This is a genomic window from Coriobacteriia bacterium (assembly GCA_030652115.1).
In the GTDB taxonomy this organism is placed as follows: Bacteria; Actinomycetota; Coriobacteriia; order Anaerosomatales; family Anaerosomataceae; genus UBA6100.
Genome location: JAUSBK010000002.1, coordinates 39,072 through 54,362, shown reverse-complemented (window position 1 = coordinate 54,362; position 15,291 = coordinate 39,072). Strand labels below are relative to the sequence as shown.

7 protein-coding genes are annotated in these 15,291 nt (G+C 59.9%); all 7 read right to left on the bottom strand.

Annotated elements, in window-relative coordinates:
- Positions 1–530 precede the first annotated feature (530 nt).
- The 7 genes from Q7W51_02755 to Q7W51_02725 all read right to left on the bottom strand — a co-directional run bounded on the left by Q7W51_02755 (position 531) and on the right by Q7W51_02725 (position 14,998).
- Complete coding sequence (locus Q7W51_02755) at positions 531–4,214, bottom strand: DNA-binding protein (GenBank protein ID MDO8847295.1); 3,684 nt, start codon at positions 4,212–4,214, stop codon at positions 531–533.
- Between the two features lie 439 nt (positions 4,215–4,653).
- Positions 4,654–4,890, bottom strand: coding sequence for a hypothetical protein (locus Q7W51_02750; GenBank protein MDO8847294.1), 237 nt, complete (start codon positions 4,888–4,890; stop codon positions 4,654–4,656).
- Positions 4,891–5,260: 370 nt separating this feature from the next.
- Positions 5,261–5,926 (bottom strand): hypothetical protein, encoded by a 666-nt coding sequence (locus Q7W51_02745; GenBank protein MDO8847293.1) that lies wholly within the window; start codon positions 5,924–5,926, stop codon positions 5,261–5,263.
- A gap of 95 nt (positions 5,927–6,021) precedes the next feature.
- Positions 6,022–8,595, bottom strand: coding sequence for a DEAD/DEAH box helicase (locus tag Q7W51_02740; GenBank protein MDO8847292.1), 2,574 nt, complete (start codon positions 8,593–8,595; stop codon positions 6,022–6,024).
- A 984-nt stretch (positions 8,596–9,579) separates the two neighbouring features.
- Positions 9,580–12,969, bottom strand: coding sequence for a hypothetical protein (locus Q7W51_02735; protein ID MDO8847291.1), 3,390 nt, complete (start codon positions 12,967–12,969; stop codon positions 9,580–9,582).
- Between the two features lie 209 nt (positions 12,970–13,178).
- Positions 13,179–14,042, bottom strand: a complete 864-nt coding sequence (locus tag Q7W51_02730) for an NgoMIV family type II restriction endonuclease (protein ID MDO8847290.1) — start codon at positions 14,040–14,042, stop codon at positions 13,179–13,181.
- On the bottom strand, positions 14,042–14,998 hold the full coding sequence (locus Q7W51_02725; protein ID MDO8847289.1) for a DNA cytosine methyltransferase: 957 nt from the start codon (positions 14,996–14,998) through the stop codon (positions 14,042–14,044). Before Q7W51_02725 ends, Q7W51_02730 begins: the two co-directional genes overlap by 1 nt.
- Between the last annotated feature and the right edge of the window lie 293 nt (positions 14,999–15,291).

The window sequence follows — 15,291 nt, the reverse complement described above, 5'->3', positions numbered from 1 at the left end:
TACACACCCTCTGACCTGCGCTTTTAGCCTCCAACCGCTTTCGGCCCGAAGACAATTGTGGCCCGATTTCACGCTCGAAATCGGGCCACTCAGGCACTCTGACCTGCGGTTTTATGGTGCCCCCAAGGGAATTCGAATCCTGATTGTGCTTGTGACTATTGGGACTCGTTGGGACTCGTTGGTACAGCGGAGCTGCGGCGAGTCCCAATAGGTACCAACGAGTACCAATAGTCACCATGTATTTGGGCAACAAATCGGGCAACAAATCCCGGACAGACACAGAGTGCGCCGCCGTAAGACGATTACCGTGCGCAACGGCGTGTTGTCGTTCAGTGGCCAGACTTAGTGGGCGCGTTTGTGTGGGCGTTGGCAGCGGTCGCTGTCTGAAGTCGAGGTGTCAACAAGAGCGGGGCAACTCCAACTCCACTATTGACTGTTGAGTTGTTGCGGAGCTGACCAGTGCTGTCGTTCTTCCCCCAGCAGGAAGGATGTAGACCTCTTCGGTCGGCAGGCGCTCTTGCGGTTGGCCACTAGGCCTTCCTCATGTTGACCCTGAGCTTATTGCCGACAACCTCATGTGAGCTCACGATTCCCAACTGCTTGAGTCGGTCGATCAGCGCAAGATTCGATTCAGTGTTGACCAGTTTCGGCCGTCTGCCGTTCCGTGCCGACACGGCGGCATAGTCACCACCAAGGGAGACCAGTAGTTGCGTCAGCTCGGCCTCCGACACACCCAGCAACATGTTGGACAGCAATTGCACGACCAGGGCAGATTCGACGCGGGCACACGCCCATCGATTCAGCTCCGCCACGGGAACTCGCGATTCCTCTTCCAGTGCGTACTGAGCGAGCACCGTCAGCGTTACCCGATCAGCGTCCGCCGTGAACTCGGCCGGGCGAGCGAGCAATGCGGTCTTCACAACCTTGGGGATGATTGAACTACGAATCAGCGGCGCAACCTCGTCCTCAGGGATCTGCGCGGGGGTCATGTACGAAACGAAGTCCTTTGACTTGCTGATCAGGTATTCGCGTGTTGCCCAGTCCATGTCCGCCGCAAGTTCGAAGGTGTCTTCGTCGTCGGCAACAACCTTGGCCTCAACGAGTATGCCGATGAGTTGGCCCGACTCCTTCGGAACCGCGTCCCCCGGCAGCCAGTCGCCCAGTCCGAGGCTAACGACCAACTGTGTCCGAATAGCGGGATCTGGCAGCACATCCTTGGCGTCAAGGATGTACTTGGCCAAGGCTGTCTTGTAGGACTCTTCGGTATCCTCGGCGACGACGATCGATTCCGCCGCTGTTAGCAGACCCGCAAGATGCTCGTCGAGCCGTCCATCCTGCGCGACATATGCGAACACGTTTGCAGAGGTTGCCGGAAAGCGATTGCCCTCGGCCAAGAATGGCCATGCGACCTGCGGAACTTCCTCGAGGTCTTGGATCATGCAATCAGGCGCGGCCAGAGCGATCACCCGAGCGAGCTGACTTCCATCGTGCTCAGCGACGTCACTCAGGATGGCTCCGAAATCGTCGGCCGTGACGATTGAAACGGACGGTTCATCCTCGACCAGTGCCTCCAAGTAGCCAGGCAGGTTGTCCATGACGTAGGCGTAGACAACCTCGTCCGTCGTCTTGATGGTATCGAGGGCCAAGCTCGCAGGCTCACCCAGAGCAAGCACAAGATTGTCGCGACTGATGATGTAGCGATTTGAAGCCACCATCGCATAACGCACCTCGGGAGCGATCCCAATGAGCTCCGCAATACGTACGTCGGCTGCCGCGAATAGCTTCGCAACAATCGCCGCGCGTTCGGCAGTCGTGTCTTCTGAAGTGAGCACTTGGAGTTCTGCATAATAGCCCTCAAAGTACTCGCGAACGGCTTCATCGCTCTCGTATTCGAGCTCATCAACGATGCTTCCAAGAGCGACGTTTACCAGGCGAGACTGTACTTCATCTCCAAGTTGAGCGTCATTGAGAATGAATCTAAAGATGGCGGTCCATCTCTCCGCGAGCTTGCGGACGAGAGCGTCCAGTTGAGCCCCACCCGCGAAGTAGGAAACGAGGAACACTCGCTCATCTTCGCCATCGATCATCAAAGACCGCACGAGAGCCTCAACCCTTGTGTCCTTCTTCTCTAGCAGGTGGTCCAGCACGTTGATGTTGTACATCCCGCGCTGACGCAGAACGGACTCGCCGCGCTCGCGGAATACCGCCTGCACATCGGCCGAGCTCAGCTCGAAATGCGGATCCATCAAGTTCGGATCGATGTTGTGAATCATGAAGTTCATCGCCTGCGAACTGACTCTGTTCGCGTAGTAGGTCGAGGTGTAGAGAGTGAAGTTGCGGTCGATGTAACCGGCCGCAACGAGTTGACGCGCCAGGTTCGAGCCCAGATGATCGGCCACAAGTTCACGGAATGAGAATTGCCCCGCATCCACCTTGGTCAGCTTGAACTCCTCGCGATCAAAGAGATCGCGCATACCAGCCGACCGAAGGAATTCGCGATCCTGCCTGATCTTCTGGAGACGCTCTCGCAGCTGCGCTCGATCGCTCATCTCCCAGTTCTTCGGTGAGAGCGACTTGCCAAGTGCCAACTCCAGCTCGGCACGGGTCAAGCTGAACGCTGCTATATGGTTGTTCGGCTGCCGCATGTTCACCACAACGGGCTGTTCGCCAGCCAAGAGGCCTTCCCAGAACTCCTTGGTCTTGAGGTGGTCGGCATTGATGTTTGCATTCGCATACGTGAACACAGTCTCATTGGCGCTCAACTGTCGCTGGAGTCGATCGATGTAGTCCAATAGATCTTGTCCGAGAGCCGCACTTCGACTCTCGACCGAGTCAAGACTAGCCACGCGCCGTCGCACGTTGGCCTCATCCGACGCTAGCCCGGCCATGTTCTCTGCTACCAGCTGTCGATAATCCTCATAGAGAACATCAAGTCGGCTTTCGCGGATCTTGATGTTCTCGAAGTCTTTCAGATGTGTGCTCTTGTAGAGCATCATGGCGAACAGGGCGTCCTCGCTCAGGCCAAGCCCGCCACCCTCACCATCGAGAACCTTTGAGCGAAAGATCACAAACTCGTTATGTACGTTCTTGATCAGCCGCATGTCGACCAAGTGCTGAGCGGACAGGTCAATCAGCTCGCTCGATATCGTCGAACCGGACTGCTTCATCACCCGATCCATGAGGTCCCGAGCATTGCGGTGAGTGATGAACGGGACGACAGGAATGACAAGGTCAAAGAACTTGGTGCGGTTGGTCCGAGCCATCTCGCGATCAACCGCATCGACTCTCTCGGGCGAATCACTGTCACCCTCTTCGGCGGCGGCCCGCACGCCGAGCTTGTCGAAGATGCTGTCTTTGATGGCATAAATGAAGCGAATCTTGCGACCCTTCAACTGGCCCGCGCGATTCAGCAAGCTATTGAGTGCTCGGAGGGTCTCGAAGATATGAGGATCGTCGAAACGATCGATGTCCTCGAATATGACGATGTCTCTACCAGTGATCTCGAAGAAGTAGACGATCTCATCTAGGTACTCGTCGAAGTACGTCCCCGACTCCCCAGACAGGGCGATGGTAGCCGCGCCAGCAGAGAGCTTCTCAATCCGGATGCGATTGTGAAACAACCATTCAAGCGCAAGCGCAAGAGCTGTCGCAGCGAAGAACACGGCCGCGTGCGCGTAACCGCCGAGCTTGATATCCGACGGCACGAGAACAATTAGTCTTTGAGTCCAGCCCGCCAGAAAGAATACGAGTGTTGTGACGAAACCAACCAGCGCGGCTTCCAAGGCCTGACGCCAGAACTTGAATCGGCCGATGCGACGAAAGCGCGAGCCGGGCATCTTGGCCGGATCTTCCCTGTAGAGCAGCTGCTTGACGATCTCTTTCTGTATCAGGTTCGTCTTCGTAACTGGCGCACCTGAAGCGGAATCCGACTTCGGCAGATCCGAGAAGCCGAGGGTCGAGAGGGATACCTGCACGACTTTGTCGTCATGCCGGTCGGCAACCTCTTGAAGAATGCTGCTCTTCCCCACGCCATAGCTGCCCGTAAGGGCGATGTTGCGGATGGCAGAGCCGCTGTTCTCCTTGAGGGCAGTCTCGATGGCATTGACATACGTTTCGTGATCAGAGGTGACGTAGATGGGAGTAAGAGGCAGAAGGGCTGCATGTGCGACCGAGTCGCGTGCAGTGTCTCCTGCGTCTTTGCCCTTCCCCTTCACTGGTGGCCACCTTGAGCGTCCGCCATCGTGAATAGACGGACCGCCCTGTCAAAGTCCTCGGCCATCTGACTCGACCGCACTGCGTAATCAAGCTCGCCGCTGCTGTTGCGGTCGGTCCAGTAGTGTCCTCTGAGTCTCGTTGGCACTTCCCCAGTGATCCCGAGAGAACACGATCCGCGATGAATTCGGTCAGCTTCACGAGCTTGGCGATGATTTCGGCGGTGGTAGGCGCCCGGCTCGTGTCCAACGTAGGGTGCGGTCGCGAGCAGGTCGACCTCGTCCAGGTCAACTTCGGAGTCAGCGATGTAGCGCAGCCGCAGAATGCGCCTCTCTTCGAGCATGCCATTCCCCCGTCAATGCGCAGACCATGCAGTCACCCCGAGTCTACGCCATGAGCGGCAGTAGAGCTCACGGCCGAATAGTCGGCTGTGAATCTCGCCTAGTCTAGACCCCAGAATGGTTCCTGGTAGAAAGTGGATCCGAGAGTATTGCGCCGAACCGACTCGACGAAAGCTTCCTCAGGCTTCCAGGGCTCATCGAAGAGATACACCCGCTCCTCAAGACCCTTGTGTGCGAGCAGCACCCTGCCGAGATCATGTTCCATGGCCTGAGCGATCTCACCCGCCACGCCAAACTCACGGTATACGTCGTCGCGAGTTTCCACAGTTGCGCCCATCGTCTGGTCCTCTGGACGGACTACTTCCTATTCCGCAATCCAAGGTAGAGACCTACCCCAATGGCGACTCCAGCCAAGACTATGGCTCCGCCGTAGATCAGGGCTGATTGTGTCGCGGCACTCGCCGCAGTCGTTGCAGCCGCCCGAGTGGCGTTCGCATTCGCATAATCACTGAAGTCAGCGTTAGCGAGTGCGGGCCATGCGATGAAGAACCAAGCGGAGATTGCGAGCTCAAGGATGCGTCGCCGCATGTGGCTTTCCCCCTCTGCAGTGTGCCTAGCGTAGTTGCGCATCACCCGCAAACACCAGCCCATACGCTTCCCTTCAGCCTACCGCTCTCCGCTGCGGTTTGTCGCGGTGGACGCGCGGGTTAGGCCAAGGATGCCGACTGGCCGCCGAACTTCTCCAAGGCTCCCGCTACAACCCCCGAGTAGTAGTCAATGCCGATTCGGGCCACGGTGGCCGGAGAGGCATCCTGAAGTAATTGGCCCCGATAGGCTGTGGGAGGTGCGAACCTGCCGCCGTGTTTCTTGTTCTCAATCAGCGGCAGATGTGGGCGACCCGGTGAGTGGATGAGAGTCGGTGACGGTACAGATGGGTGAGCTGGCACAGCGTCGATTTCGAATGTCCCGTCCTCAAACGCCTGGAACCCCCGGATTGCACCAGAGAACCCGGGAGCCACCTGTAGCCGACCCTCCTCCCAAACAAGAGCTATCCTGCCGTGCTGGCTCTGGTGTCTCGCCTGGACGAGATACTGGAGCAGGGGCTCGGACTTCCTGAAGGACAGCACCGCGCCCGCCCACGGCTGGAAGCTCGGAAAACGGGACTTCCCCTCATCGAAGAAACGCGCCCAGAACTCCTCCAGAGAGTCCACGAGGCGCGTCCATCCCGCTTCAAACTCAATCCTGTCTTGTGCTGCGCCCATTTGTTCTACGGCGGCAGTCGCTTCGTCGAGCTTCTCGACCGCAGCTACCCAGAGATCGCGCTGCACGGGCGATATGCCGCCGGGCTCCATCTCGATCTTCTGGCGCGCCACGCCTCCCCCTTCGGCCTAACGTTCCTTGAGATGAGAGGCGACGCGGAGCGTTGTCCGCTCGATCTCAGGGTTGGACGGGGCCGCTATTCCCACAATTATGCCACCGGCAGCGACGAAAGCGACGTGTTGACAAGTCGCTTGCGCAGGTCGACCGCCGACAGACCTCGCTGCGAGTACACACTCGTTATCAGAGAAGCGAGCGAGTCATGCATGGTGCTGGTCGCGACGGCTCGTATCTCACCGAGCGCGATTGCAGCAACGTCTAACAGCGCAAGTGCGTCCGCAGGCGCTAGTACACGTATGTTGCCAGCGATCTTGGCGGCCTCGCGGTCGATCGTGGCCTGTGGCGTGAGAAGGAGTGTGTCCACCGGGAGACTGCCGAGCTGGCTGTCAGCTCGCACCCGCGTCTCATGCGTCAGGGTCTGACGGACCGTGTCGATGGAGACAGCCCTGTCAGGGCTGGAGTCGCTCTTGGCCTCGAGCACCACTGCGAAGGTGTCAAAGACCCACAGACCGTCTGGTGCGCCGCTGCCCGTCGGCCGCGATGCCTGCGCACCGAGCATCTGGCCCAGTGACTTCAGGCCGCGCTCGAAGTCCTTGGCAACGGAGCTTGTGAGCAGCCCACGCGTCTCGCTGACTCGCGAATCGAATCGGGATCCCAGCAAGCGATACTTGTCGAGGAAACGCGTAACCTCAGCGACAAGTACTGCGGATTCTTGTGCTGGCGCACTCTCGAGCTCGAGCGTACCGACAAGCATCGCCTCGACTTGAGAGAGCCAAGTAACCGTGTGTGAGCATGCCTTGGCTCCGCGTATAAGTTCTATGCACTTGTCCCGGTGCTGCGACTGGCCGCTATCCTTCCATGCGAGGAAGGATGCAACCGCTGCCGCGTGGTACCAGAAGCCACGGTATGGGCGCAGTTCCTCTCCGCCCTCCAGCGAGTCGAGCACCTTCACGGCGGCCGCGAGTGCTCCTGCGTAGTCGGCACGCCACATCAAGTGCGAGTAGTCAATCTCGTAACGTGCAGCCACCACGAGTTGCCCCGCCTCCGCATCGCTTACCTTGGTGCAGCGGTCACGGAGAGCCCGCACGCCCCGGTCGACCTCCTGCCTCGTGTCTCGCTCATCCAGGAAGGACACGCACAGTTCAACGAACTCGTCCTCGGTAGTCTCAAGAGAGTTACTCGCTCCAAACTGAATCTCCGCTTGGCTCTCGGGGTGCATGCCCCGAGTGTTCGCAGGTATTGCGAGCCAGTTGTGCAGCGATCCACCCACTACCAAGACAAGCGAGTAGTCCGTCTCGTCTCGGGTGCAGCGACCGAACGCCTGGACGACGCGAGTCCTGATTCTGTCGCGAAGCTCCGCCTGTGCTTGCAGCTTCTCGTAGAGGAATCGCTCCTGCAGCCCAAGTGAACGAGGGAGTCCCTCAACGACCGCCACCCTGCATAGATCGCCGGGGAGATCGATTCCGTCATAGCGGCACGCAACTACCATTGCTGCGGGGTTGGCGGTACGTGCGAAAGCGTCGCTCATGCCGTCTCGATTTGTCAGTCCAACGACCGCGAATCCGGCCTCCTCCAGTTCTCGACTGATGCGCACTTGGGCGACTGAACTGTTCGCGAGCCATAGTCCTCTGCCGGCATGCTGCATGATTCTGATGGCGGCAGCTCTCGGGTTTTCGATACTCAGCCCTGGTTGCATGACCAGGCGTCGGCCAGTTCCACGGGTCTCCCAGCCTTCGGGTATCGGAAGTCGCGAGATGTTGCGTCGTCCGAATGCGCGCTCAAGATCGCCGTCCTCACCGAGAGTCGCAGACATATAGACGCGTTGCCGCGCGCCCTTGAACAGCTGATGAGTGTCGGTGGGGGGTATTACGGGCCGGATCTCGATCTTCCGCGAGGAGCAGTACAGACAGCACCCATCAATGTGGGCCGCTATCTCGCCCCAAGCCCACTTGAGACCGTCGTCCTCGCTGGCGAAGCGCGACATCAGCGCCTTCAGCCGGTCCATGTACTCGTGGAGTCGAATGAGAGAAACCAAGTCAACCGCGTCCTGCTCGTGCGCACTTTCGATGGCCACTGCCACATTGGTGGGAAGAATCGGTGCCAGTAGACCCATGACCCCGTCAAACAGGCCCGGATGATCCTCGCGGGAGATTTCAAGCGTCCAGAGGCCGGACACGTAGTCCGCCGCAGCGTGGGCGTCGTCGCAGACGAAGGTGTCAACACCCTGAATCGCGGGGTTGGAGTTGAACACGGTGCTGTAGGTGGCAACTGCAATCGCTTGACCCTGCTGAAAGCGGTAGACGTCCTTCTGGCTCCAGTTGCGGTGACTACCCGTCAGATTCACGGTTGGAATACCGTAGCGTTCGGCCTGCTCGTCCACTTGCTTGCAGAGTTGCCGAGTGGGACATAGGAAGACGACAGCTGCGACGTGCTTTCGACGCGCATACTCCGCAGCGAGCAAGCCTACCAGGGTCTTGCCTGACCCAGTAGGCAACTCCAGAGCCACATCCGGTGTCTCTAGGTGATTGGCGTAGTAGTCATCAAGCATCTTCTCCTGGTGACCCCACAGAAACTTAATGCTTTCGTCGCGAGGCAGGTCTCGGAACAAGAGCGATGGGGACTCTACACTCGCCGAGTCTTCGCCTGGCACCTTGAAACGGACCATTCGCTCCCCCTGATCTCAACGACCCCCGGCGGTCTCACATCGTGGTCTTGCTAGGCCTCTGTCCAACCCACAGTTGAGCAGTCTGCAGAACCTTCACCCCACATCTTACCTACTTCTGCATGACACGCCTCCAGCTCAATGCGCCACCGGGAGCGTCGACGGCACCTCCAGTCCGTACAGATCGGTGCCCATTGAGCCAGATGTCGGCAATCGGCCACGAGGAGCCACCTTCACGCGCGGGCGGAATCCGCCATCCCCGAGGCGGGTGAATGGCTGTTCTGCCGCCAATAGGCGAGTGAATGGCGAGTATTCGGGCTCTCCCCACCCTCACCAGGCAGCGCTTGCCGACCTCTTTGCGCAGGTCAGCCCGCCCATTTCGCATTAGACGGACTGCCCGTGAAATCGGGCGACAAATCGGGCGACAAATCGATCTCGATGACCGATTCCGGATTCCGGGCGCCGAAATGAGATTGAAACGGCCTCTGAGCTGCGGTTTTGCCCTGTGTCTGGCCCTCAGAGGAGCGTGATTGGTTGCCCGATTTCAAGCACGCAACAGGGAATTTCAGGCCTCTGACCTGCGGTTTTATGGTGCCCCCAAGGGAATTCGAATCCTGATTGTGCTTGTGACTATTGGGACTCGTTGGGACTCGTTGGTACAGCGGAGCTGCGGCGAGTCCCAATAGGTACCAACGAGTACCAACAGTCACCATGTATTTGGGCGACAAATCGGGCGACAAATCGGAGGGGTCCGACCGACCGCGAAGCGCCAGGTCCTCCGAACCGTCAGTTCCTCTGCGCCCATCCGGAAATCGACGTCCATGTCTTGCCGGCGGCTGACGGCCCTGCAGAGGCCCTGAGGAAGGTGCGCACCGCCGGGTGAGTGCCGAACGGCCGACCGCCTTGGGAAGGGCCGCGCTCATGGCCATCCCAGCGTCCTGACGGCGGCATGCGTCCGCCCACTGAATCGGCCTCGCACGACCGGTATCAGACTCGGCCCCAATTCTCCGACAGCGCGAACTGCTGGAAACCGCTCATCCCCTTGGCTGCAAGACGGTTCGCCAGCTCGCGAGACTTGGCCCGTACAGCCGGATCAGTCGAACTGACCCCAGCCTCAACAATGGTCAGGTACTCTCGGCGCGAGGATTGATGGACATAGCCTTCAGGGTCGTGGACCAACAAATCCGTTGCTGCATCGACGATTCGACCCGGATGCGTGACGACATCTTCAGCGAGGCTCTGGATGACCACGTAGTCGGGCTCAACCCAGTGGACAAGTGCAAGCACTCGCTCAAGTTGTGTCAGCCACCAATCAGACGGGAACAGGCTAGAGTCCACCATCGCGCCGAACGCGACGATCTCGTCACGATGCGCTTCGAGCGATCCCACGGCATTGGCCTGTTCCGCGAGCCCAATCCGACGTTCCCATAGAGCACATGCACGATCGAGGAAAGCCGGCTCCACCTGCTCCTTCGCGTCCCTGCGAGCCGAAGCCAGACGCGGTGGATGGACTGACGCGGTCTCCCAGAAGGGCTGCGCTGAGTCGGCGTAGAGAAGGTCCATGAGCTCATCATCTAGCTCGATCGCTCCAATCTGATACAAGACGACGATGTGCCTGGCCAGAGCTAGGGTTGGCTCGTTCCGCTCCCAGACTACCGGTAGTTCCTCAGCGATGTGCGCAGCACGGAAGTGGTATTCACTGCGCAAGTCCGGCAAGATCGGCGTGCGTATGGTACCGAAGGTCAGGTACGCGTCGAACACGACGTGGCGGCGCGCCATGTCAAGGGCGGGGAAGAGGCTCTCCCAGTGTGCGCGCAGCCATTCGGGATCAACGATGGCGATCCAATCCAGGCGAGCGCCGATTGCCGCGCGCACCGCCAGCGACTTCTCGTTAGTGATGTCGAGGAGTTGTTCGAGCTTCTCCGCCACCTCAGGACGCGACGAAATGCCGCGTCGGTCTTCCAGGTCCAGGTCGAACACGCCATCCTGCTTTGCAGCTTCGACCATGTACGCCATCAGAGCATGAGCCGCCTTCCCGCGAACCGTATTGAGCGACAGCGTGAAAGGGTCCATGTTCGTTCCGCCGAACTCCGCCTCATGCGCTTCGGTGGGGTTCGGGTCCTCAAAAACGGGCAAGAGAATCTCCCACACGCTGGGCAAGAGCAATGCTGGGATAGGCGCAACCTGAGACAGCATGCCGTCTGCCAGCAGGCTCGCCGACGCGGCAAGTGTCTCATCGCCCTCGGTGCGGCCGGACCCCGTGTACTCGTAGCGATGTTCCAGCGTGCATCCCCGCAGGAGATCGATGACGCCGTCCCACTGGAACTCCGTCTTGTTCCGCAGCGCTTGCTCGAACCCGCGAATCACGGCGTTCACATAGTCCTGTTTGAGATCGAGGAATTCGGGTGCGACGGGGGCGAAGCTGCCCGGATCAGATTCGATGATGGATTGAACTTGGGAGGCCAGGCCTCGGATCGTGGGCCCCAGAAAGTCGTCCTCCTTCTCAGGAGCCCAATCCCTGAGATACGCCGTAAGTTCTTCAACCGTCATCCCGGCAAGTGTTTCGCGGTCCACAGGCGGGCGATCACCCCATCCGCTGCGGACCTTGAACTGAGCATAGTCATCCCATGCGGGCTGCGTTTCGAGTGTCTCCGCCATTCGCTCGTATTCAGAAAGGTGCTCTGCTGGCAGGCAGTCCTTGACCGGGAAGAGGCGCCTCGCGCGCCATGCGCGTATATAGCCATCCTCATCCTCGGCAGATGGGGTCGAGCCCTTCCACTCGAAGAACCTTGCTCGCCATTCCTCCAGTTCGGGTCCTTCGAAGACGGTGCGCAGGAACTCGTCCCTGGCAGCTTCGGGGACGATCGGGTAGGCAACAGACTGGAGTCTGACCATTTCCAGGCTGGTGCGCTCCTCGTCGTCGCGAATCCCTGACAAGAAATAGCTGGTAGTCAAGTCCACGTCGTTGGCGGGATGCTGAGCAAGCAAATCGATGGCAACGCGCGTGAACACCATGGGTTTGCGTTCTGTGAGTCGCTCGACGCACTCGGCGATTGTCATTCGCCCGGAGACTGCGCACTTCAAGGCGGCGTCTCGCACGAACGACACCAGGGCATTGCGTGGTTCGGAATCGCGGTTGTCGTCGCTGTCACGAATGTCCGGGCGCCAGTATTCGGACATGTCCCATTGGGCGTCGCGTTCACCGTTCACGAGAGCGACAGCTGCCTCAAGAAGATCGGCCGCAAGGCTCAACGCCCTCTCCGGGTCCGCGTCTATGAGGGCGCCGCTGATTCCACTGCATGCCTCACCGAACCCCCAATCACCGTACTGGCTGACTAGGTCGCGAGTGAGCGGTCCCTCTCGAGCGTCGAGTCGGAGGAGCGGCGTCGCTAATAGATAGGCTTCGTCGAGTGCCCCGCCAGAAGCCAGATTCGACACCAGTTCAGCGACGTCGCGCTGGGAAGGCAGGCGCGAGGCGAGCGCGATGCCTCGTTCGACCTGTGCCACAAGACGTGCAGCGCGTGACGCCGACATCTGCTTCGCAGCGTCGACGACGTTCTGGTAGGCGTATATGTTCTCGGTCGGCGAAAGAGTCTCCAGGATTCCCGTAACCTCGTCCTGTGCTGCCTGCACCGAGGCCATCTGGGTCAAGTAGTCCCCGGCCGGCCAGCTGGAGTAGCGCTTCCCCTCAGCGGTAGTCACAGGCTCAGGCGGACAGGTCAACAGTCCGACGTTGTGCAGGGGCCCCAACCATGCAGGATCCGCGCATTGTGCGAACAGCTCACGCATTGTAACGAGGTCCCTCGGCATGCGAGCAGCCAGGGCCTCGGCCGACTTCGCGGTCGGACCGCGGCGGACGATCTCGCTGATGTGCTGCTGGATGAACACGGAGCGCCGCTCGAACACGTCGAGAAGAGCATCGAACATCGCTGAGTGCAGCCGCCAGAACCTGTCGAAATCGTTGTCAGTCCCACGCAGTCGATCCAGGCTGGAGCTGTCTCGATGTGCCCACCCTGCCGGCCGAAGCTCCTCTCGGTTGCGCTTGGAGGCGAGCTCCACCCACGCCTCATCAGTGCCGAGCTCCAGCGCTTCGATGATTCGTTTCCGCTTCGCACCCTCGCCATCGGGCTCGCCGGCGTCGTTCTTCCCTCCCTGGGGATCAAGCATCGCAGTGAGCGTCGACTCGATCTCCCTCACGAGGTGCGCGACCAGGTGCGCTCGCGATTCGATCTGCGTCCCTATGCTCATCAAGCGCGTCGCATCCATGAACATGGTCGCCGCCGCCGGGGCGATCTTGGCGAGTCGCTGGTACAGCCGCAGCTCCTCGGCCCCCAGAGATAGACCGGTGTTCTTCTCGCCCGGAAGGACTTCATCCAAGTGAACCATCTCCTTGAGACACATGGCCGCACGTAGAGTGGCCCTGCTTCCATTCAGCAGCCGACCTGGGCCGGGTGCATCAGCGCTTGCGCTTATCAAGCTGCTTCAGGACACCGGAGGAATGCTATGCATGATCGCAGGCGTCATCATAGGAAGTGCTGCGATTCAAACTTGAAGTCAGGCACGTGCCGCCGTGACCAGTGCGCGTTCTAGACTGCCAGGTCGAGCGGTAGGTCGGAGATGTCCTTGAGACGATCGCCTTCAACCATGACTGCGAGAGCGTCCGCAGCATCATGCATGCCGAGCGCTTCCACCGTCTGCTGCAGTTCATAGAGCGCGAAATGGTAGACACAGTCAACATCGCCGGTGCCCAAGGCAATCGACGCCAGTCTGCTGGGTGTCGGCTCTGCCGTAACGACCATGATGTGAGGCAGTGGACCTTTACGATTGCTAACCAGGTTCAGCGCCTCCGACCTGGCATTCTGCGCGCGGTCGCTGCGAATCGTCCACTTACAGGAGATGCTCGCATGGAGAAGCGGGAGGCCGCCCTCCCGCTCCCGAAGGCTCGCCAGGGTCGCGACGCTGTCATCTACGAGCATCACCGGGCTGTTGACGGCATCGTCGCTTTCGACGTTGCGCACAACGACGACGTCGGGAGTGATCGTGTAGTCACTGCCAAGAGCTGCCGCAAGTTCCGGATCGTTCTTGGCAGCGCGGTCCAGAGCGACCAGGTGCGAGTACTGTTCATAGCGCGCAATCTCAAGCCGGTTGCGCCCTTTCACGTGCAGGACTTGCCAATTGCCGGGCCTGAGATGGCCAAGCTGGCGGAATGTACTGTCCACGAATTCCGCGCATATCGCCTCAAACTGGTTTCCCGAGGTCTGTCCGGCCGCGCGCTCACCAACGGTCTCCGCCTTCAGCAGGTCTGCGATTCCCTTCGCGAGCTTGATGCTTGTCTGATTGGAGCCGTCGCAATTGCTGGGTCTGCCCTGCGGATCGATTGTCAGGCAGCTTTGCAGCAGAGCGTTGTGGAAGGCCTTTCGAGCCTCTGCGAACTCAACGCGCCCGTACATCAGGCAACCCTGATGACACGTTTGGCGGCTAAGGCAATGCCGATCTGACCCGCCACGGCCCGAGCGACAGGAGGCGGGAAGGCATTGCCAATCTGCCGATAGGCCGCGGTCTTGCGTCCGGAGAACTGCCAGTCATGCGGGAAGCCCTGAACGCGTGCGGTCATCTGCGCCGTCAGGCGTGGCATTCCAACGAAATCCGGATCCGGCGCCGCATCCCAGAGCCCACGACCATCCACGCCGAGCGACTCCCATGCACGACGAGCTCGAGTAGGACCGAGATCAGGGCCACCGTGCTTCTTGGAGCCACCCACTAGCGTCGGTGCGATGGAGTTGGCTCGTTCGCGCCACTGGTCAACACCCCGCCAGCCGTTTGCCGCCATCAAGTCGTAGAGCAATTCGCCGACGGTCGGAGGCTCAATCGCCTGCGGAACTGGCCATTCGAAATGATCAGCAACATCCTTTCGGATGCCCACAAAGACGACCCGTGGCCGCAGCTGAGAGACGCCGAAGTCCGATGCGTTCAGTAGCCGCCAACCCGAGACATAGCCGAGACTCTTCAACTGTAGCTCGACCTTGTCCCGGTAGTCTTCGAACACAGCATCAAGAAGCCCGCGCACGTTCTCGAGCATGACGGCACGAGGCCGACACTCATCGACCAGACGAACAGCTTGGGGGAACAGATCACGCTCGTCGTCTGCGCCCAGTTGCTTACCGGCCTTGGAAAACGGAGGACACGGCACGCCGCCTGCGAGAAGATCGATTCCCTTGTAGGGTGTTGCATCAAATGCGTGCAAGTCGCCCTCGATGACGTTCCAGCTGGGGCGATTGAGCCGCAGAGTCTGGCAAGCCGCGGGCTCGATCTCAACGAGCGCCCTATGGTCGAATCCCGCGAGCTCCAGCCCCAGGGCCTGGCCACCCGCTCCCGAACAAATCTCGACTGAACTGAAGCTCAAGATGCTGTCTCCCTCTTACCGCAGAGTGCTCTCACGGACACATCTGGATACTAGCAGGCTTGTAGACGCGCTGGGTGATTGCCGTACGTCTGACGTGCCCAGAATACACGAACACCTGTTCGTATTCCAGCAGGATGCCCGATGTCCCGCACTGTGCCTAGTGAGCGGGTCCAGTCACTCGAACGTCGCGGTGTACGCTGAGCGCAAGTCCTCTTCGAGAGCCCGAATCCGCAGGTCGGCACGCCGATTTCGCAATGGCCGCGCTGCCCGTGCAATCGGGCAACAAATCGGGCAAC